Genomic DNA, 18280 nt, shown 5'->3' with positions numbered 1-18280 from the left:
CGTTGCCGGGTTCGGGGCGCGCCGTAACCGTTCGGGGCGCACGCGGTGCGCCCCGAACGGATGCCGTGCGCCCCGATCCGGTCAGACCGGGCGTGCCGCGGCGAACAGGTTCGCGGGGTCGTAGTCCAGCTTCAGCGCGCGCAGGCGCGCCCGCGCCGCACCGAACCCGAGCGAGCGGTCGGCACCGGGAGCGTCCACGAAGGTGAGCGCCAGCGCGTCGATGTGCCAGGCGGCGAGCGCCGCCACAGCCGCGTGCACGGCGGCCGTCGCAGCCGGTGCCGCCTCGGGAACGGGGACCATCGCGACCGCGTGCAGCGCGTACTCCCCGGCGAGCGATGAGACCGCGCCGCCCTGCGCGGGGCGACGGTTCAGCGCACCGCCCAGGTGCCGCAGCTCGTGCACGAACAGGCCGGGCTCGTCCGCCGCGGCCACGAAGGCGTCCACCGCGTCACCCGGCAGCTCGCCGAGCATCGCGTGCCACGTCGCCGACGGCGACGGCTCGGGCGGGTCCATGTGCACCTGCACGAGAGCAGGCGCAGGGATGCGGGCGAACGTGTCCATCTCGGGCTGCAGCGCGCGCAGCGGCTCGAGCAGAGCGGATGCCGCGGCATCCGTCTCTTCGATCGCGCCGTCGATCACCACGAGCGAGCGACCCGACAGGAACGGTGGCAGCTCCGGCAGCGGAGGCAGGTGCAGGATGCGCAGCGCGGTGGTGGCGGACTCGGGCGCCGTCGCGGTCCACTGCGCCCAGGCGCGCGCCACCTCGCCCGCGTGCACGGCATCCCACAGCAGCATGCCGGCGAAGATGTCGGCGATCGGCAGCAGGTCGATCTCGATCGCGACGACGACGCCGAAGGCTCCCGACCCGCCGCGGAGCGCCCAGAACAGGTCGGTGTGCTCGTCGGCGCTGGCACGGACGACCGTGCCGTCGGCGGTGACGACCTCGACGGCGCGGACCGTGTTCACGGCGAGTCCGTGAGCGCGGCCGTAGAACGAGAGCCCGCCGTTGAGAAGGTAGCCGACCACCGACACATCGCCGGCGCTGCCGTGCGGCGCCGTGAGCCCGTGGGGTGCCGCTGCTTCGAGCACGTCGTTCCACAGCGATCCGCCCAGGACACGGGCGGTGCGTGCCTGCGGATCGACCTCGACGCCGCGCAGGCCCTTCAGCGACACGATGACGGTGTGGGTGAGGTCGGTCTCGCTCAGCGCGGCAGCGGCGTGGCCGGTGGACTGCGGCGCGATGCGCAGCCCCGACAGCACCGCCGCACGCACGACGTCGACGACGTCGGCGGCGGAGCGCGGCACGGCCACGGCGAAGGGGTTCTGCACGACGGCGAGGTTCCACGGGGTCCGGGCGGCGTCGAACCCGGCGTCGCCGGGAAGGAGCACCTTGTCGCCCAGGGCGCGCAGCTCGGCGACGGCAGCGCCGGCGGCCGCGTGCGGAACGTCGATGGCGAGGTCGTTCAACGACATGGGGATGCCTTTCGGTCGGGAGGGGCCGCGTCATCTGCGCAGCACACCCCGTGATGGAGCGGCATCCCCCGCTCCTGATACACGTCAGCCGTCGAAGTCCTCGGGTTCGACGTCGTCGAGGAACTTCTTGAACTCGTCGAGCCGCTCGGCGGCGTCGGTGTCGGTGAGCACGTCGGGCACGCCCGCTTCGGCGATGACCTCGTCGGCGACCCACATCGCCGCGCCCACCCGCGACGCGAGCGCGATCGCGTCGGACGGGCGCGCATCCACCACGCGGTCGCCCAGGGCGGTCGACAGCGTCACCTCGGCGTAGAACGTGCCGTCCTCGACACGCGTGACCTCGACGCGCGTCGCGACGGCGTCCAGCGCCACGAGCATCGAGCGCATGAGATCGTGCGCGAGCGGACGCGGGACGTCGGCGTTCTCCACGGCCACGAGGATGGACGTGGCCTCGAGCTGCCCGATCCAGATCGGCAGCACATAGCCGTCGCCCGGCATCTGGTCGACGGGCTTCAGCAGCAGCACGTGCTGCCCCGAGGCATCGAGCGCGACGCCGGCAACACGGACCTGGACCATGGTGCCATCGTAAGCACGGCGCGCACACCCGGACAGGGGTGCACACGCCGTACCGGTCGATGTCGCGCGATCAGCCGACGCGGACGGGCACCGTGCTCGCCGTGACGGGCACCGCCGCGCGCGGCGAGACCACGGCGGCGCGTACGCGACGCGCGGCAAGCGCCGCCACGACCATCACGACGAACCCGGCGGCCGAGATCACCGCGCCGATCCACACCGGCGCCGTGTAGCCGAGGCCCGCGCTGATGCCCACGCCGCCCGCCCACGCGCCGAGCGCGTTGCCGACGTTGAACGCGCCGATGTTGGCGCCTGACGCGAGCGTCGGCGCGCCGTCGGCGTAGTCCATGATGCGGCTCTGCAGGCCCGGCACGGTGCCGAAGCCGAACGCGCCCATGAGCACCAGCGCGATGATCGTGGCCACGGGCGATCCCGCGAGCAGCGCGAAGGCGACCAGCGCCACCACGAGGGCACCGATGAACACCACGAGCGTCAGGTCCAGACGACGGTCGGCCAGGCGTCCGCCCAGCCAGTTGCCGGCGACGAGACCCGCACCGAAGAGCACGAGCAGCCACGGCACCGTGCTCGCCGCGAAGCCGCTCACCTCGGTGAGGGTGTACGCGATGTAGGTGAACGCGCCGAACATGCCACCGAAGGCGAGCACGGTGACCACCAGCGACAGCCACACCTGCGTCGAGCGGAACGCGCGCAGCTCGCGCCGCAGGCTGATGCGCTCCTGCGGAACCTTGGCCGCCGGCACGAGCGCGGCGATGCCGGCGAGAGCGAGCACGCCGATCGCCGAGATCACCCAGAACGTCGACCGCCATCCGAACTGCTGGCCGATGAAGGTGCCGAACGGCACGCCGAGCACGTTGGCCGCGGTGAGTCCGGTGAACATGATCGCGATCGCGCCCGCGCGCTTCTCGGGCGCGACGAGGCTCGCCGCCACGACGGAGCCGATGCCGAAGAACGCGCCGTGAGACAGTGCCGCGAGCACACGCCCCGTCATCGCGAGGGCGTAGTCCGGCGCGACGGCGGTCAGCAGGTTGCCGGCGATGAAGAGCACCACGAGCCCGAGGAGCACGGGCTTGCGCGGCAGGCGCGTGGTCGCCGCGGTCAGCCCCAGCGCGCCGACCACCACCCCGAGGGCGTAGCCCGAGATGAGCCAGCCTGCCGCAGCATCGGTCACGCCGAAGTCCTGCGCGACCGCGGGAAGCAGGCCCATGATGACGAACTCCGTGAGTCCGATGCCGAATGCGCCGATGGCGAGGGCGATGAGTCCGAGTGGCACGGGGGATCTCCTGTTACACTGTCGAGTAGTTGCACACGCGGGATATTGCGCAAGCGAGATACATAGTTGCATACGCGGTGTATTTGCGCAAGCAACTACCCTTGCGTCGACCGAGGAGGAATCCATGGGCATCGCCGACGACGCCGTCGAAGTGCGCGCACAGGGCTGGCGCACCCTCGCCGCCCTGCACGGACTCATCGACACCGCACTGGAGCGCGCGCTGGCTGCATCCGTCGACCTTTCCGTCGTGGAGTACACCGTGCTCGACGCGCTCAGCCGGCAGGACGGATGGCACATGCGCATGCAGCAGCTCGCCCGCGCGACGGCGCTGAGCCCGAGCGCGACGACGAGGCTGGTCACGCGCCTCGAGGACCGGGCGCTCATCACGCGCGTCCTCTGCGCCGACGACCGCCGCGGCATCTACACCGAGCTCACCCCCGCCGGCCGGGCGCTGTACGAGCGCGCGCATCCGATCCACGACGAGACCCTCGCGCGCGTGCTCGCCGAGGCCTCCCAGCAGCCCGAGCTCGCACCCGTCGTCGAGGCGCTCCAGGCGGGCGTCGCCCAGCCGGCCTGATCCCCACCCCCGGCATCCATTCACCGGAATGGATGCCGCGAGCGTACGGTTGCAGTCGACATGGAACGCTTCGGAACCCTCTCGTTCGGCCACTACGGCCCGCTCGGCGGCGGACGCCAGCTGACCGCCGCAGACTCGATGCACCAGGCGATCGACCTCGCCCAGGGCATGGACGAGCTCGGCGTCAACGGCGCATACTTCCGCGTGCACCACTTCGCACGGCAGCAGGCGTCGCCGATGCCCCTGCTCGCGGCCATCGCCGCGCGCACCGAGCGCATCGAGGTCGGCACCGGTGTGATCGACATGAGATACGAGAACCCGCTCTACCTCGCAGAAGAGGCGGCAGCGGTCGACCTGATCTCGGACGGACGACTGGCCCTGGGCGTGAGCCGCGGGTCACCCGAGTCGGTCGTGCGAGGCTACGAGGCGTTCGGCTACACGGGGTCGGAGGACCCGCGCGGGGCCGACATCGCGCGCGAGCATTTCGACCTGTTCCTGCGCGCGATCGACGGCGAGGGGCTCGCGGAGCGCGACGCGAACTCGCCGTTCGGCGGCGGAAGCGGACTGCAGCGCATCGAGCCGCACTCCCCCGGACTGCGCTCACGCGTGTGGTGGGGCGCCGGCAACCGCGACAGCGCCGAGTGGGCCGGTCGCGTCGGCGTGAACCTCATGTCGTCGACGCTGCTGACCGCGGCCGACGGCCGCCCGTTCGACCTGCTGCAGGCCGAGCAGATCGACGCGTTCCGCGCCGCATGGCGCGACGCGGGTCACCCCGGAACCCCTCGGGTGTCGGTCAGCCGCTCGATCTTCCCCATCACCACCGCCGAAGAGGAGATGTACTTCGGCGGCCGTCAGGACGGCGACCAGATCGGCGTCATCGACGGCATCCGGTCCACGTTCGGCAAGACCTACGCGGCCGCGCCCGACGTCCTCGTCGAGCAGCTCAAGGACGACGCGGCCATCGCCGCCGCCGACACGCTGATGCTCACCATCCCGAGCCAGCTCGGCGTCGAGTTCAACCTGCGGGTCGTCGAGTCGTTCGCGAAGTACGTCGCCCCCGAACTCGGCTGGCGTTCCACGCGCGGCTGAGCCGCTGTCGCCGGACGGGTCACGCGAGGCGCGCACACTCTTGACCGGGTGGTCAGTCAGATCTACCGTGGATACGACCCCCGATCGGGAGCCATCAGGTCTCGGAAGGAGGAGATCCGAATGAAGAAGTGGACTCGCTGGGAGGACTGGGTCGCCGTGGGGGTGGGCCTGGTCGTCGTGCTGTCGGCGTTCCTCATGCCCCAGATGGGCGCATCCATGCCGTGGATGATCGGCGCCGGTGCTCTGCTCATCGCCTCGGGTGTCGTGAACCTGGCGATGCCCGGGATGGTTGCGATGGAGTACGTGCAGCTCGCCCTGGGCGCAGTGCTGTTCCTCGCCCCGTGGCTCGGCGGCTACGCCGACATGCAGTCCGGGATCGCCTGGGTCTGCTGGGTGGGCGGCGCCATCGCGGTGATCGTCGCGGCGCTGGCCGTCAGACCGGCCATGCATACGCACGACCGCACCCTCCCGCACTGAGCTGCGGGCCGAGACGGGGGCGCCGGATGCGACCGACGCCCCCGCCGTTCTCGACGAGGAGCCCGACATGACCCGCAGCAGGCAGAGCCGCACGCTCATCCTGGACGCCGCCGAGCGGCTGTTCGCCGAGCGCGGCTTCGACGCGACGCCGACAGCGGCGATCGCCGAACTGGCCAGCGTGCCCAAGGGTCTGCTCTTCTACTACTTCCCGAGCAAGACGGATCTGCTGCGCGCGCTCGTGGCCGAGCGCCTCGACCTCGACGCCGTCGACACCTCCGCCCTCGTCGCGACCGGCGACCCGGCACGCGCACTGCTGAACGTGACCCGTCGGCTGCACGAGTTGCAGGAGGAGTCGGAGGTGCGGCGCGTCATCGTGTGGCGCGAGCATCGCACGCACCCCGAGGTGCGCGCGAGGCTGCGCGACTACCGCCGTCAGCTCCAGTCGGTCGTGGAACGGGTGCTCGGCGCCAGCATCCTGCACCCCATCGCCGCGCACCGCGTGCGCGTCGCAGCCGCCGCCTGGGTGGCCATCATCACGACGCCTCCGCTGGCCGAGGACGCTCCCGACGAGACGGCGGGCGATGCGGGCGACGGGGCGGTTGCGGTCGCCGATCCGGCCACGATCGGCGATCTGCCCGCCCTTGCCGACCTCATCTCCGCCGGGCTCGGGACGCCGGCGGCCTGACGGCGGATCCGGGTTCCGGCGGCGCCGGCATCCCGTCGGTCAGTTCTGCGGGTGCACCAGCCGGAACCGCTCGCACACGACCGGCATGTCGGGCTCGAAGCCGCGCGGGTTCTCGGAGTGGTCCCGCCAGAAGCGCTCGTGGATGTCGCGCCAGGCGGCGAGCGACCGGTCGCCCTCGCCCTCGGCGTGCGCATGCTCGGCGCCGACCTGGTCGAACGGCACGATCTCGATCGCGGTCGTCTCGATGACGGCGGCCGGCGCGCCTGCGCCGTCGAGGATGATGCTGAAGTCGCCGACTCGCGGCAGCGGTTCGCCGGTCGCATCCAGGTCCCACAGCGACGACGCGGTGCCGGTCTTCACCCCGGCGACGACGAGCGCGAGCAGTCCGTCGGCGTGCGCCGGGGTGGCGCCGAACGCCCACGCCTCGGGCACCTTCTCGGGCAGCCCCGGATTCTCGGCACGTCGATGCGCCCAGTACTCGGCCGGGGTGGGAGGAACGGTCACCGCACCAGCGTACGGCTGCTCCTCCCATCCACTCAGTCGAGGATCTCCACGCCGGTGATCCGCAGCTCCTCCACGTCCAGACGCGTCTGGATCTGTGTCACGACGGCGTCATCGACCACGCCCTCGCGCCGCAGGCGGTAGAGCACCTCGCGCTTGCGGTCGAGGACGGCGATCCGCAGCTTCGAGTACTCCTCGTCGCGCTCTCGCGGCGAAGGGAGCGGGTCGGGCGCCGCCACCAGGACGGTCGTGGCCTCGAGCGAGGCCTCCGCTGAGGCATCCGTCTCTCCGATGCGGCGATCGAGATCCGCGATCTGACGGTCGACCTCAGCCTGCTGACGCGCCTGCACGCGTTCGTTGTTGCGCTCGAGGAACTCGTAGTAGTCGCGCGTCAGGCGGTCGCGGGTCTCTTCGCTGATGCCGTGGTCGTGGGCGAGGTCCTTGACCGCCGTGAGCGCGGCACCCGTGATCGCCCGCTCGGCGAGCTCGAGCTCCTGCTTCATCGCGAGATCCTCGGGGAAGCGCGCCCACCGCACGACGGTCGGTAGGAGCGGCCCCTGCACGAGGAGCGTCAGCACGATGACGCCCGCGGTGATGAACACGATCTCGTCGCGTCCCGGGAGGGCATCGCCCGCCGACGTCGTCAGCGGCACCGACAGCGCGATGGCGAGCGACACGGCGCCGCGGAATCCGGCCACCGCGCTCACGACGCGCGAACGCCACGTGGTGCGCCGCAGGCGCTGCGACGGTCTGCGGTCCAGCATCCGGATCACCATCACCGACGCCGTCTGCACCAGGAAACGCGTGATCAGCAGCCCCAGCCACACCGCGACCGTCACGAGCAGCAGCCAGCCGATCTCGCGACCGGGGATCTCATGCGCGACCGCCTGCACCTCGAACCCGATGATGACGAACAGCGACCCGTTGAGCAGGAACGATCCCAGCGGCCACGTCCACTGCGCCTGCCGCCGCGAGGCGGCCGTGCTGATGCGCGGCATGATGTACGCCACGATGAGGCCCGCGACCACGACCGCCAGCACGCCGGAGGCATGGATGAGCTCGGCCAGCAGGAACGCGGTGAATGGCACGAGCAGCAGCGCGATGTTGAGGTTCAGCGTGTTGCGCACGCGGCGCATCACCAGGTAGGCCACCCCCGCCACGACGAGGCCCGCGACGGCACCGCCGATGTACGACAGCAGCACCAGCCACGTGATGTCGAGCGGGGTGTACTGCCCGCCCACCGCGACGCCGACGGCCACGCCGTACAGGACGAGAGCGGTGCCGTCATTGGTGAGGCTCTCGGCCTTGAGGTTCATGAAGTTGCGGCGCGGCAGCATGCGCCCGAGCGCGGCGACGGCGGTGGCGTCCGTCGGCGCCACCGCGGCGCCCAGGATGAGCGCCGCGTTCCAGGGCAGACCGAGCGCCCAGGCGATGCCCGCGATGGCGAAGGCGGTGGCCACGACGAGCACGGTGCTCGAGAGCACGATGCCGCGGAAGTCCCGCCGGATCGAGCGCAGCGACGTCGTGAGGCTCTCCCAGAACAGCAGCACCGGCAGGAACAGCAGCAGCACCGTCTCGGGAGGCAGCACGATCTCGCGCACCTCGGGGATGAATCCGAGCGCGAGGCCGGCGATCAGTAGCAGCAGCGGCACGGCGATGCGCAGCCTGGGCGCGAGGATGGCGCCCGTGAGCACCGTGATCCCGACCAGGACGGTGACCTCGAGTCCGTTCATGGGGCGGCTCCCTTCGGTGCAATGATCCTCGCAACCGCGGGGCGGGCGCGAGGATTCCCGGATGACGCGCCGCTCTGTCTTCGCGACGGCCCTCGCCGGTAGACTCCGGCCATCCGAACCGACGGCCTCGATCGAGGCGATGGGTGGACGAAGGCGATGCCGATGGACAGCACGGACCTGGCCGATCTGATCGACGAGCTGACCGCGACGGCGCGGGACGCCTCCAGCGGCCGCGCCGCCCGCACCATCCGCGGGGGCCACGAGAACGCCCTGCGCGAGACGGTCATCGCCCTGCGCGCCGGCCATGAGCTGGCCGAGCACGAGAGCCCGCACGAGGCCACGCTGCAGGTGCTGCGCGGCCGGGTGAGGCTGATCGCGGGCGACGAGTCCTGGGACGGGGTCTCGGGCGACCACCTCACGATCCCGCCGCGCCGCCACAGCCTCGCGGCCCTCGACGACGCTGTCGTGCTGCTGACCGTCTCGAATCGCGTGCCCTGACGCGGCCTCAGTCGAGCACCGCCGCGAGCGCCGTGAGCGCGTCGCCGCTCATGCGCTGAGTGGTCCACTCATCCATCGGCTCCGCGCCGATCGAGCGGTAGAAACCGAGCGCGGGCTCGTTCCAGTCCAGGACCGTCCACTCCAGGCGCGAGTAGCCGCGCTCCGCGCACACGGCGGCGAGCGACGCGATCAGCGCCTTGCCGTAGCCGGCGGCTCGGTGCTCGGGCAGCACGATGAGATCCTCGAGCCAGATGCCGTGGCGGCCCGTCCACGTCGAGTAGGTCACGAACCACAGCGCGATGCCGACAACGACGCCCTCGCGCTCGACCACGTGGCCGAACGCCTGCGGCGCCGGCCCGAACAGCGTCTCGCGCAGCGCCTCCACCGTGTTCTCGACCGCGTCGGGTTCGCGCTCGTACTCCGCAAGCGCCCGGATGCAGGCGAGGATGCCGGGTTCGTCACCCGGGCGCGCTTCACGGAGGACGGAGCCGGCGGCCAGGGTGCGGGGGTTCACCCGGTCGAGCGTACCCGGCGGACGGCCCGTTCCGGATGCCGGCATCATGTGCTCTCGCCGAGATCACATGCGGGACGCGCACATGACGTGTGCGCTCGACGAGAGCACATGATCAGCGCACCCCGCGGGACGCGACAGGCGCACCCCGCGGGACGCGACAGGCGCACCCCGCGGGACGCGACAGGCGCACCCCGCGGGGCGCGGCAGGCTCATCGCAGGCCGACGAGCCCCACGCCCAGCCACTCGGCGAGGTCGGCGATCTCGGCGCGCACCATCTCCATCTCTTCGGGCTCGAACGGCAGCAGTTCGTGGATCGCGTTCACCCGCAGCACGTCGTGCGCGCGGTCGACCTCGGCGTCCAGCATCCCGACGAAACGGTCGCCGAGCAGGATCGGGTGGGCGAAGTAGCCGTAGATGCGCTGCGCCTTCGGCTTGAACTGCTCGAACACATACGTGAACTCGAACACCTCCTGCAGACGGCGGCGATCGAACAGCAGGCTGTCGTAGGGGTTGAGGAAGGCGACGCGCCCGCCGGTGTCGTCGTCGAGGGCGGCGAGCGCCTCGGGGTCGACCCGGTATTTCGCACCGTCCACGAGCGCGGGTTCGCCCGCGTCCTTCGAGACGCCGGACCACCACCAGTGCGCGCGGGCGACGCCGCCCGCCTGCAGTCGCCGCTCCGAGAGCAGAAGGGCGGCCTCGTCATCGCCGTACTCGGGCAGATCCTTCGGGTACACGCGCTCGGCGAGGTCCCAACGGCGGTGCCGGCCCTCACGCCCGACGACCGCCACCTCGCCCTGTCGCAGCAGGAAGTCGAGCATATGCGGCACCTGGTTGGTCCCCGACCAGCCGTCCGGCGCCCGGTTCACCTGCGCGGTGTCGGGGATGTCGCTGGTGAGGAGGGGCCCTTCGGCGCGGAGGCGCGCGAGGACGTCCCCACGGAACACCGCGTTGGCCTCGAGCCACTGCCGGCTGCTCTCGCGCTGCGGCCAGCGGCGCATCCCGGGCAGCATGAGCGGCAGCAGGCTGATCGGACGGAACGCGCCGTCGAACTCGAACAGCAGGCGGTCCTGCTCGGCCGCCTTGCGCAGCTGGCCGGGCTCATACGACCAGCCGATGCGCGACCACGGGACGGTCTGCTCGCTGGGCGCGATCGTCGCGGTCGGGTCGATCTTGATGTAGGTGAGCTGCTCGGCGACCTCGATCACATCGCCGGGACGGTCGGCGTCGAGCAGCTGCGCGCGCACGATCAGCCGGCGCGCCTGGTCGCGCGTGAGCGCGTGCGGCGTCACGAGGCGGTCGGCGCCGGGGCGTCCGCGGGCAGCACGCGGTACCGCACGTGGGTGACGAGTGACGCGGCCCGCCCCGACGTCTGCTCCAGCCGCAGGGGCCCGACGCCGTCGAAGAGCCGCAGCCCGTCGCCGAGGATGCTGGGCGAGATCTGCAGCGCGAGCTCGTCGACGAGTCCCGCAGCGAGGTACGCGTTCGTCGTGCTCGGCCCGCCGGCGATGTGCACCGGAAGGTCGCCGGCGGCATCCTTGGCGCGATCCAGGGCTGCGTGGATGCCGTCGGTGACGAAGTGGAACGTCGTGCCGCCCTCCATCACGAGCGGCTCGCGCGCGAAGTGGGTGAGCACGAACACCGGCCGGTGGTACGGCGGGTTCGGTCCCCACCACCCGCGCCAGTCGCGATCCCACTCGCCCCGCACCGGACCGAACATGTTGCGCCCCATGATGAAGGCGCCCGCGGCGACGATGGCGTCGATCTCGGCCCGGTTCTCGTCGGGCGTCTCGAACATCCAGCGATGCAGCGCCCCCTCGGGCACGTCGCCGAACGGGCGTTCCTCGGTCTGGTGCTGGCCGGAGCCGATCCCGTCGAGCGAGATCGACATCGTGGCGACGACAGCTGACATGCACACCTCCGTGCGGTGATCGGTCCGGCCCCCACGCTAGCCCGGGCATCCGACGGCGCGACAGTCCCCCGCGCGGGACAGGGACGGGTGCCGGACGTCTCCGCCGCGCGAGGCCTGCCCGCTGCCGGAGCTCACCCGCGGCGCCGTCCGGTCGCCGCGACCGCGTGATGCCACAGCGCCGCCCACTGTTCGGGGCGCAGATCGCGCGGCAGTCCGCCGTGGGCGGCTCCGGCGCAGCCGACGACCGTGCGCGCCTGACCGGCCGAGAGCCCGGCGCCGTGCTGCAGGAGCGCCGACAGCCCGTTGCCCCTCGCCGTGAACATCGCGCGGACGAACTGCTCGTAGCCGCGGCGGTCGCGCGCGTGGATGAGCGGCGTCTCGCGGCGGACGACGCGCAGCACACCGCCGTCGACGCTCGGCGAGGGCGCGAAGTGCCGAGCCGGCACCCGGCCGTGCAGTGAGAAGGCGAACCACGGGGCGGCCTGCGCGGTCATCATGGTGCCGCCGCCGACCCCGGCGCGCTTGCGCGCGACCTCCCATTGCGTGAGGAGGATCGCCTGCTGCCAGCCGTCGCGCCCGAGCAGCCGGCGGAGGATCGGCGTCGTCACGTGGTACGGGACGTTGCCCACGACGACGGGGCTGTCGAGCGGATGCCGCAGCGCATCGGCGTGCTCCACACGCACCTGCGGCAGGCGCCGCCGCAGGGCGCGCACGCGGTGCTCGTCGATGTCGATGGCGACGAGGTCGCGACCGAGCCGGGCGAGCGGCACTGTCAATGCGCCGTCGCCCGCGCCCATCTCGAGGATGGCGCCGCGCGTCTCGGCGACGAGGTCGACGATCCCCCGGATCGTCGGGCGGTGGATGAGGAAGTTCTGGCCGAGCTCGTGTCGGCCGCCGTGGACTGAACGGTTTCGCATGGGAGCGCTCCGGAGAAGAAGTCGGAGCACCCGGCGCACGCCAGGGACGGTGCGGTCCGCGAACGGACCGTAGGGGCGCGCGACGGATGCCTGGGCATCCGGATGACGGCGCGCTGCCGCGTGTGTCGCGAGGGCGCCGTCAGGCGCGGCGGTCGCGGACGAAGAGCGGGCACGCCATCATCGGCGTGCTCTTGATCATTCCCATGCGGACCACCCTAGCGCGGCGCGAGGGCTCAGCGGCCCACGATCTCACGTGCGTTCACGCCGATCCAGGCCATGAGCGGCATCATCCGCTCCATCAGCTCATCGCCGAGCGGCGTCAGGGCGTACTCGACGCGCGGCGGCACCTCGGGGTACGACGTCCGCGAGACGAAGCCGTCCTTCTCGAGCGTGCGCAGCGTGGACGCGAGCATCTTCTCGCTGATGCCCTCGACCCGCCGGCGCAGCTCGCCCCAGCGGATGGTGCCCTCGGTGAGCGCCATCAGCACCAGCACGCCCCACTTGCTCATCACGTGGTCGAGGACCACGCGAGTCGGGCACGCCTCGTCGAACGCACCGGGAACTTCGGCCCGGATCTGCGCAAAACTCACCACCACGTGGGTACCTTACCCCAAAGTGGGTACCTGCGAGACGGAATGCACGCATCCGACAGCGGCGTTGCCGTGAAGGCACGCGCGACGCGCGACTCCCACCGAAAGGACCCCCATGACCATCCTCGTCACCGCCGCCGGCGGACAGCTCGGCCACCTCGTCATCGACGCGCTCCTGGACCGCGGCGTCGCACCGGGCGACATCGTCGCCGGCGCGCGCACCACATCTAAGGTCGCGGATGTCGAAGCCCGGGGCGTCCGGGTGGCGTCCCTCGACTACACCGAGCCCGAGACGGTCACCGCGGCGCTCGACGGCGTCGACACCGTGCTGCTCATCTCGGGATCGGAGCCCGGCCTGCGGTACGAGGGGCACAAGAACGTGATCGACGCGGCCGCGGCGGCAGGGGTCGCGAAGCTCGTCTACACGAGCCTCGCGCACGCGGACGCCATCGACTTCGTACTCGCGCCCGAGCACAAGGCGACCGAGGAATACCTCGCGGCCAGCGGCGTGGCCGCGGTGGTGCTGCGCAACAACTGGTACACCGAGAACTACACGCCCGACGCGCTCCGCGCCGCCGAGACCGGCGTCATCGCCGCATCGGTGGGCGAGGGGCTCGTCGCCGCCGCGAGCCGGGCCGACTACGCCGAAGCCGCCGCGGTCGTGCTGACCGAGGAGGGCCACCTCGGCCGCACGTACGAGCTCTCGGGCGACACCGCGGTGTCGTACGCCGATCTCGCCTCCGCGGCCGCCGAGGCGCTCGGCCGCGACGTCGCGTACGTGCCGGTCTCGCGCGAGCAGTTCGAAGCGGCTCTCGCCGAGTCGGGCCTCGACGCGGGCACCATCGGGTTCGTCGCCGAGATGGAGGACGGGATCGCACGCGGCGTGCTGGCCGACGCCGACCCGACGCTGGCCCGCCTCATCGGGCGCCCCACGACCCCGGTCGCCGACGGCCTGCGTGCCGCGGTCGAGGCCGCGCGCGTGAAGGCCTGAGCGCAGGCCCGAAGACACCGAGAGGGGAGGGATGCCGCGCTGTGCGGCATCCCTCCCCTCCCGCGTCTCGGGGCCTCGATCACTGCGTCGTCGCGCGCTCGATCGACATCACGAGGATCACGCGGTCGGCCTTGTCGCGCGGCGGCGTCGTGCTGGGGTTGCCGTACCGGTTCTGCAGGCGCACGTAGAACGCGCCCTCGGGGTCGGGGATGACCTCGACCAGCCGTCCCGCGACCTCGAGGTAGTGGAACGGCTGATCCGGGTCGATGATCGACAGCGCCATCGACGGGTTGTGCTGCAGGTTGCGGTACTTCTGCCGGTAGTTGGTGTGCGTGAACCGCACGTGATCGCCGTCGACCTCGAACCACATCGGGTTGACCTGCACGGTGTCGTTCGGGCGGATGGTGCCGAGGTGGCCGTAGACGGGCAGCTCGAGCAGATGGCGGCGGTCGGCAGGGATCAGTTCGTCGATCGAGGGCATCGCCCCAGTCTGCCGTGACGCGCAGGGGGCGGGGGTCATGAGCGGACATCGCGGGCACGAACTACGCTCGGATCATGGCGACGCAGCCCGCACCCGGGTGGTACGACGACGGCACCGGCAAGCAGCGCTGGTGGGACGGCACGCACTGGACCGACCAGTACATCGATCTGCGCGAGACCGACATCGAACTGCGGTCGGATGCCGGCACCGTCGGCGCCGGCCACGCGCAGGCCGGCTGGTACGACGATCAGCGCGGTCGCACGCGCTGGTGGGACGGTCGGCAGTGGACGCACGACGTGCGCTACAGCGGCGAGCAGCAGGGGTTCGCCGGCATCGTCATCGACGGGCGCTGGATCCACCTCGGCGACCTCAGCCAGCCGGTGAGCGAGGTGACGGCGGGTGTCGCCACCGGCGATGCGCTGCTGCGGGATCCCGCCTTCACCCGGACGGCCTCGGAACGGCGCCTGTTCGGCGCGGCGGGGCCGATCACGCCGCGCACGCTCAACCGCGCGATCGTGCGCACGCTGCCGCACCTCGTCATCAGCGGCACGGCTCAGGTGTGGGCCGTGCCGTTCTCACCCGGCCATGAGACCGCGGCAGAGCGCTTCGCGATGTGGGTGCGCTCCAGCGCCGATCACTACCGCTACCGCTGACCGGATCAGGCCTGCTCGGGAAGCACCAGCGGCAGCTCGCGCCGTGCGTCCCACGGCTCGGTCCAGCCGAGGCGATCGAAGAGCCCGTCGAGCAGCATCGCGGTGAACCCCCACACCAGGTGATCGCGCGACGCGTCCGGGAGCAGGAACGCCGGCCCGCGCCACTCCTGACCGTCCCGGCGGATGACGGTGACGCCGCGGTTCGCGGGAGCGAGCAGGTCGGCCACCGGCGCCCGGAACACGTCGGCGGACTCCGCCTCGTCGACGACCCGGACCGGCGAGGGATGCCGCCACCACCCGAGCACCGGCGTCACGAGGTGGCGCGAGAACGCGAGCGGGATCTCGGGCAGGACTCCGAGCACCTCGACACCCACCGGATCGAGACCGGTCTCTTCGCGCGCTTCGCGCAGGGCCGCGGCCACGGCGCCGTCATCGCCGGGGTCGAGCCTGCCGCCGGGGAACGCCACCTGGCCGGGGTGGGCGCGGAGCGTCTCGGCGCGGGACAGCAGCAGCACGTCGAGATCGCGAGAGACCGCGCGCGCCTGCGCGTCATGGTCGCTCGGCAGGCTGTCGAGCACGCCGAAGAGCATGAGCACGGCGGCCGGACGCGTGTCGGCGACCGCCGGGAGCTCGAGCAGCGAGCCGGGCGCTTCAGCCAGCGCGGCCAACTGGGCACGGGCGCCCAGCGCGTGGGGCTGCGGAGCCCCGGGCCTCGGTCCCAGCTCGGTGTGCGGCATCCGCTCAGGCTACGCCCGCCCGCCGACACGTGTGCCCTCAGCCGCGGAACAACGTCTCGGCGACGCGCGTGAGGTCCCACAGGTCGCTGACCCCGGCGAGCTCGCGCGCGGAGTGCATCGACAGGATCGGGATGCCGACGTCCACGGTGCGGATGCCCAGCCGGGTGGCCGTGATCGGGCCGATCGTCGAGCCGCAGGGCACCGCGTTGTTCGAGACGAACTCCTGGCTCGTGACGCCGGCCGCGGCGCACCAGCCGTTCCACGCGGCCGCTCCGGGCGCGTCCGTGGCGTAGCGCTGGTTCGCGTTGATCTTGAGGATCGGCCCCGACCCGAGCACCGGCTGCACGACCGGGTCGTGCTTCTCGGCGTAGTTGGGATGCACCGAGTGCCCGACGTCGCTCGACACGCACCACGACGCGGCGAGCGCGCGGAGCTGCTGCTCGCGATCGGCGCCGAGCGACAGCCACAGGCGCTCCAGCACGTCGGACAGGAAGGGCCCCGCCGCACCGGAACGCGTGCCCGAGCCGACCTCTTCGTGGTCGAACACCGCGAGCATCGCGATGTGCCCGGCGTCGAACCCGTCGGCGGCGCGCTCCAGGGCGACGACGCCGGCGTGCACCGAGGCCAGATCGTCCAGGCGCCCTGAAGCGAAGAACACGTCGTCACGCCCGAAGCGCGCGCCGGGCGCCGCGTCGGCGGTCACGATGTCGTAGCCGCGGATGCGGGCCGCGTCGACGCCGGCCTCGCGTGCGAGCTCGGCCAGCAGGTCGGCCGAGTCCGCTTCGCCGAGGCCCCACACCGGCTGCGTCTGCGACTGCTTGTCGAGGGCGAGGTGGTCGTTCGCCTCGCGATCGAGGTGGATCGCGAGCTGCGGCAGTCGCAGCAGCGGGCCGGTGGCTGCGAGCGTCGTGCTGCCGTCATCGAGCACGAGGCGGCCTGCCAGGCGCAGCTCACGGTCGAGCCACGAGTTGAGCAGCGGACCGCCGTAGACCTCGACGCCGGCCTGCAGCCAGCCCAGGCGTCCCGTCGTCGGACGCGGCTTGAGCTTGAACCCCGGCGAGTCGCTGTGCGCGCCGAAGATGCGCACCGACGTCGAGGCTGTGGCGCCGTCCGGCACGACCCACGCGATCGCCGCGCCGTCGCGCACCACCAGGAACCGGCCCCCGGGGGCCGCGGGCCACCCCGCCTCCTCGTCCAGTCGCGTGAACCCGGCATCCTCGAGGCGTCGGGCGACCTCTGCCGCAGCGTGGAAACTCGACGGCGACGCCGCGACGAACGCGGCCAGATCGTCGGCGTGCACGGCGGCGGATGTGGCTGCGGCGGGAGCGGTCAAAGGCACGGTGGAGCCTCCTCGGTCGGGTGCGGACGGTGTCTCGATCGTAGTTCGGAGGGGCTTCCCAGGCGGCGCGACCAAGCGGGATGCGGCCTCGTGATCTGGCCTTTTCAGAAGAAGCGCTCACATGTAACGTTCAGGTAACGCACCGGAACCGTCCAGAAAGCGGGGCAAGACTCGGGGACTTGTGTCCGCCCGAACGGCCACGACGCGCCTCCCGATGGCGCAGATCGCTGATACGGAACCCGGTTTTTCATGCGCACCCATACGACATTTCTGCCCGCCCGCCGCACGGTCCGCCGTGCCGAACGCCGTCTTCGCCGCCGCCCGGTGCTGATCGTCGCGACCCTCGCACTGGGACTGGTCGCCACGGCCGGCTTCACGACGGCCGCCCCCGCATCGCTGGCCTCGGCCTCCGGCTCCCAGCCGGACTTCGCCCTCGCGTCGTACTCCACCCCCCTCATCGCCGACATCGCGGGCGCAGACGCCCCGACCAGCGCCGACGACGCCGTCACCGCCGCCACGGCGGCGATGACCGCCGCTTCGGCCGTCACCTCGGACATCGCCGCGTCGGGTCTCGACGTCGGCACGCCCGACACCACCGTCGACACGACCGAGCTGCAGACCGCCGTCGAGCAGCTGCAGCGCGCCGAGACCTTCCCGGCGCTGTACGCGGACGACTTCACCGCCACCGTCACGACCCTCACCGCTTCCGTGAGCGAGCAGGCCGCGGGCCTGCGCGGCAAGCTCGACGCCGCCGTGGCCCTCAAGGCGCAGCAGGAGGCGGAGGCGAAGGCCCGCGCCGAGGCGGAGGCGGCTGCAGCAGCTGCCGCGGCCAAGGCTCAGGCAGCCCAGGCCGCCGCCCCGAAAAAGTCGAGCGGCTCATCCGCGCCGACGCCGTCCTACGCCGCCAGCGGCACCAGCGCCGGCGAGGCGCAGGCCACCGCTCGCTCGATGATCGCGGGCTACGGCTGGGGCGACGACCAGTTCGCGTGCCTCGTGTCGCTGTGGAACAAGGAGTCCGGCTGGCGCTACAACGCGTCCAACCCCAGCGGCGCGTACGGCATCCCGCAGGCGCTGCCCGGCAGCAAGATGGGCGCCTACGGCGCCGACTGGCAGACCAATCCCGCGACGCAGATCGCGTGGGGCCTCGGCTACATCTCGGGCCGCTACGGCACGCCGTGCGGCGCGTGGGGCCACTCGCAGTCGACCGGCTGGTACTGACACAGAGATCTCATAGGCGCTCCATAGGAGCGAC

Annotated in this window: 21 protein-coding genes; 8 read left to right on the top strand and 13 right to left on the bottom strand. The window is 72.0% G+C overall.

What is annotated here, in order from left to right; all coding sequences use genetic code 11:
- Positions 1-81: 81 nt before the first annotated feature.
- The 3 genes from FB391_RS06775 to FB391_RS06765 all read right to left on the bottom strand — a co-directional run bounded on the left by FB391_RS06775 (position 82) and on the right by FB391_RS06765 (position 3337).
- Positions 82-1473 carry an FAD-binding oxidoreductase gene (locus FB391_RS06775; RefSeq protein WP_141893720.1) on the bottom strand — a complete coding sequence of 464 codons (1392 nt, stop codon included), beginning with the start codon at positions 1471-1473 and terminating at the stop codon, positions 82-84.
- 84 nt (positions 1474-1557) lie between these two features.
- Entirely contained in the window at positions 1558-2049 is a 492-nt protein-coding gene (locus tag FB391_RS06770) for a bifunctional nuclease family protein (RefSeq protein WP_141893719.1), read from the bottom strand.
- Positions 2050-2119: 70 nt separating this feature from the next.
- On the bottom strand, positions 2120-3337 hold the full coding sequence (locus FB391_RS06765) for an MFS transporter (RefSeq protein WP_141893718.1): 1218 nt from the start codon (positions 3335-3337) through the stop codon (positions 2120-2122).
- Between the two features lie 124 nt (positions 3338-3461).
- Here FB391_RS06765 and FB391_RS06760 point away from each other — a divergent pair, with 124 nt between their 5' ends.
- The 4 genes from FB391_RS06760 to FB391_RS06745 all read left to right on the top strand — a co-directional run bounded on the left by FB391_RS06760 (position 3462) and on the right by FB391_RS06745 (position 6165).
- A complete protein-coding gene (locus tag FB391_RS06760; protein ID WP_141893717.1) occupies positions 3462-3914 on the top strand; it encodes a MarR family winged helix-turn-helix transcriptional regulator in 453 nt (150 codons plus the stop codon).
- A gap of 60 nt (positions 3915-3974) precedes the next feature.
- Positions 3975-5003, top strand: a complete 1029-nt coding sequence (locus FB391_RS06755; RefSeq protein WP_141893716.1) for an LLM class flavin-dependent oxidoreductase — start codon at positions 3975-3977, stop codon at positions 5001-5003.
- Positions 5004-5123: 120 nt separating this feature from the next.
- Positions 5124-5480, top strand: coding sequence for an SPW repeat domain-containing protein (locus FB391_RS06750; RefSeq protein WP_141893715.1), 357 nt, complete (start codon positions 5124-5126; stop codon positions 5478-5480).
- A gap of 67 nt (positions 5481-5547) precedes the next feature.
- On the top strand, positions 5548-6165 hold the full coding sequence (locus FB391_RS06745; protein WP_141893714.1) for a TetR/AcrR family transcriptional regulator: 618 nt from the start codon (positions 5548-5550) through the stop codon (positions 6163-6165).
- A gap of 39 nt (positions 6166-6204) precedes the next feature.
- Here FB391_RS06745 and FB391_RS06740 read toward each other — a convergent pair whose 3' ends face one another.
- Together FB391_RS06740 and FB391_RS06735 are read right to left on the bottom strand one after the other, a co-directional pair.
- A complete protein-coding gene (locus FB391_RS06740; protein ID WP_141893713.1) occupies positions 6205-6669 on the bottom strand; it encodes an ASCH domain-containing protein in 465 nt (154 codons plus the stop codon).
- Positions 6670-6701: 32 nt separating this feature from the next.
- Positions 6702-8399: a Na+/H+ antiporter gene (locus FB391_RS06735; RefSeq protein ID WP_141893712.1), complete on the bottom strand. Its 1698-nt coding sequence runs from the start codon at positions 8397-8399 to the stop codon at positions 6702-6704.
- A gap of 162 nt (positions 8400-8561) precedes the next feature.
- Here FB391_RS06735 and FB391_RS06730 point away from each other — a divergent pair, with 162 nt between their 5' ends.
- Positions 8562-8897, top strand: coding sequence for a cupin domain-containing protein (locus FB391_RS06730; protein ID WP_141893711.1), 336 nt, complete (start codon positions 8562-8564; stop codon positions 8895-8897).
- Positions 8898-8904: 7 nt separating this feature from the next.
- Here FB391_RS06730 and FB391_RS06725 read toward each other — a convergent pair whose 3' ends face one another.
- The 5 genes from FB391_RS06725 to FB391_RS06705 all read right to left on the bottom strand — a co-directional run bounded on the left by FB391_RS06725 (position 8905) and on the right by FB391_RS06705 (position 12833).
- Positions 8905-9411, bottom strand: a complete 507-nt coding sequence (locus FB391_RS06725; RefSeq protein WP_246093397.1) for a GNAT family N-acetyltransferase — start codon at positions 9409-9411, stop codon at positions 8905-8907.
- A 209-nt stretch (positions 9412-9620) separates the two neighbouring features.
- Entirely contained in the window at positions 9621-10700 is a 1080-nt protein-coding gene (locus FB391_RS06720; RefSeq protein WP_141893710.1) for a DNA glycosylase AlkZ-like family protein, read from the bottom strand.
- Positions 10697-11320, bottom strand: coding sequence for a dihydrofolate reductase family protein (locus FB391_RS06715; RefSeq protein ID WP_141893709.1), 624 nt, complete (start codon positions 11318-11320; stop codon positions 10697-10699). The genes FB391_RS06720 and FB391_RS06715 overlap by 4 nt, the downstream gene beginning before the upstream one ends.
- Positions 11321-11451: 131 nt before the next feature.
- Positions 11452-12237 carry a 23S ribosomal RNA methyltransferase Erm gene (gene erm, locus FB391_RS06710; RefSeq protein ID WP_141893708.1) on the bottom strand — a complete coding sequence of 262 codons (786 nt, stop codon included), beginning with the start codon at positions 12235-12237 and terminating at the stop codon, positions 11452-11454.
- 233 nt (positions 12238-12470) lie between these two features.
- The gene (locus FB391_RS06705; protein ID WP_185842992.1) at positions 12471-12833 is read right to left on the bottom strand and encodes a winged helix-turn-helix transcriptional regulator; all 363 of its coding nucleotides are present in this window, start codon (positions 12831-12833) and stop codon (positions 12471-12473) included.
- A gap of 109 nt (positions 12834-12942) precedes the next feature.
- Between FB391_RS06705 and FB391_RS06700 the strand changes: the two genes are divergently transcribed.
- Positions 12943-13818 (top strand): SDR family oxidoreductase, encoded by an 876-nt coding sequence (locus FB391_RS06700; RefSeq protein ID WP_141893707.1) that lies wholly within the window; start codon positions 12943-12945, stop codon positions 13816-13818.
- 79 nt (positions 13819-13897) lie between these two features.
- Here FB391_RS06700 and FB391_RS06695 read toward each other — a convergent pair whose 3' ends face one another.
- Positions 13898-14299: a PPOX class F420-dependent oxidoreductase gene (locus tag FB391_RS06695; protein ID WP_141893706.1), complete on the bottom strand. Its 402-nt coding sequence runs from the start codon at positions 14297-14299 to the stop codon at positions 13898-13900.
- Positions 14300-14373: 74 nt separating this feature from the next.
- Here FB391_RS06695 and FB391_RS19895 point away from each other — a divergent pair, with 74 nt between their 5' ends.
- Complete coding sequence (locus FB391_RS19895; RefSeq protein WP_246093396.1) at positions 14374-14952, top strand: DUF2510 domain-containing protein; 579 nt, start codon at positions 14374-14376, stop codon at positions 14950-14952.
- Between the two features lie 5 nt (positions 14953-14957).
- Here the strand turns inward: FB391_RS19895 and FB391_RS06685 are convergent, their stop codons facing one another.
- On the bottom strand, positions 14958-15689 hold the full coding sequence (locus tag FB391_RS06685; RefSeq protein WP_141893705.1) for an NUDIX hydrolase: 732 nt from the start codon (positions 15687-15689) through the stop codon (positions 14958-14960).
- Positions 15690-15726: 37 nt separating this feature from the next.
- Entirely contained in the window at positions 15727-17022 is a 1296-nt protein-coding gene (locus tag FB391_RS06680; RefSeq protein WP_425462951.1) for a M18 family aminopeptidase, read from the bottom strand.
- 255 nt (positions 17023-17277) lie between these two features.
- Between FB391_RS06680 and FB391_RS06675 the strand changes: the two genes are divergently transcribed.
- Positions 17278-18246, top strand: a complete 969-nt coding sequence (locus FB391_RS06675) for an aggregation-promoting factor C-terminal-like domain-containing protein (protein WP_141893703.1) — start codon at positions 17278-17280, stop codon at positions 18244-18246.
- Positions 18247-18280: the final 34 nt, after the last annotated feature.

Source organism: Microbacterium kyungheense, assembly GCF_006783905.1.
Taxonomy (GTDB): Bacteria; Actinomycetota; Actinomycetes; order Actinomycetales; family Microbacteriaceae; genus Microbacterium; species Microbacterium kyungheense.
The sequence above is the reverse complement of the archived record's forward strand: the minus strand, read 5'-3'. Positions and strand labels throughout refer to the sequence as shown.

Bases quoted from the DNA above. Each gene is read 5' to 3' on its own strand.
- FB391_RS06685 (WP_141893705.1), bottom strand. From the start codon at position 15,689: ATGCCGCACACCGAGCTGGGACCGAGGCCCGGGGCTCCGCAGCCCCAC.
- FB391_RS19895 (WP_246093396.1), top strand. From the start codon at position 14,374: ATGGCGACGCAGCCCGCACCCGGGTGGTACGACGACGGCACCGGCAAG.
- erm (WP_141893708.1), bottom strand. From the start codon at position 12,237: ATGCGAAACCGTTCAGTCCACGGCGGCCGACACGAGCTCGGCCAGAAC.
- FB391_RS06750 (WP_141893715.1), top strand. From the start codon at position 5,124: ATGAAGAAGTGGACTCGCTGGGAGGACTGGGTCGCCGTGGGGGTGGGC.
- FB391_RS06755 (WP_141893716.1), top strand. From the start codon at position 3,975: ATGGAACGCTTCGGAACCCTCTCGTTCGGCCACTACGGCCCGCTCGGC.
- FB391_RS06715 (WP_141893709.1), bottom strand. From the start codon at position 11,320: ATGTCAGCTGTCGTCGCCACGATGTCGATCTCGCTCGACGGGATCGGC.
- FB391_RS06745 (WP_141893714.1), top strand. From the start codon at position 5,548: ATGACCCGCAGCAGGCAGAGCCGCACGCTCATCCTGGACGCCGCCGAG.
- FB391_RS06730 (WP_141893711.1), top strand. From the start codon at position 8,562: ATGGACAGCACGGACCTGGCCGATCTGATCGACGAGCTGACCGCGACG.
- FB391_RS06735 (WP_141893712.1), bottom strand. From the start codon at position 8,399: ATGAACGGACTCGAGGTCACCGTCCTGGTCGGGATCACGGTGCTCACG.
- FB391_RS06760 (WP_141893717.1), top strand. From the start codon at position 3,462: ATGGGCATCGCCGACGACGCCGTCGAAGTGCGCGCACAGGGCTGGCGC.
- FB391_RS06695 (WP_141893706.1), bottom strand. From the start codon at position 14,299: ATGCCCTCGATCGACGAACTGATCCCTGCCGACCGCCGCCATCTGCTC.
- FB391_RS06770 (WP_141893719.1), bottom strand. From the start codon at position 2,049: ATGGTCCAGGTCCGTGTTGCCGGCGTCGCGCTCGATGCCTCGGGGCAG.
- FB391_RS06700 (WP_141893707.1), top strand. From the start codon at position 12,943: ATGACCATCCTCGTCACCGCCGCCGGCGGACAGCTCGGCCACCTCGTC.
- FB391_RS06675 (WP_141893703.1), top strand. From the start codon at position 17,278: ATGCGCACCCATACGACATTTCTGCCCGCCCGCCGCACGGTCCGCCGT.
- FB391_RS06775 (WP_141893720.1), bottom strand. From the start codon at position 1,473: ATGTCGTTGAACGACCTCGCCATCGACGTTCCGCACGCGGCCGCCGGC.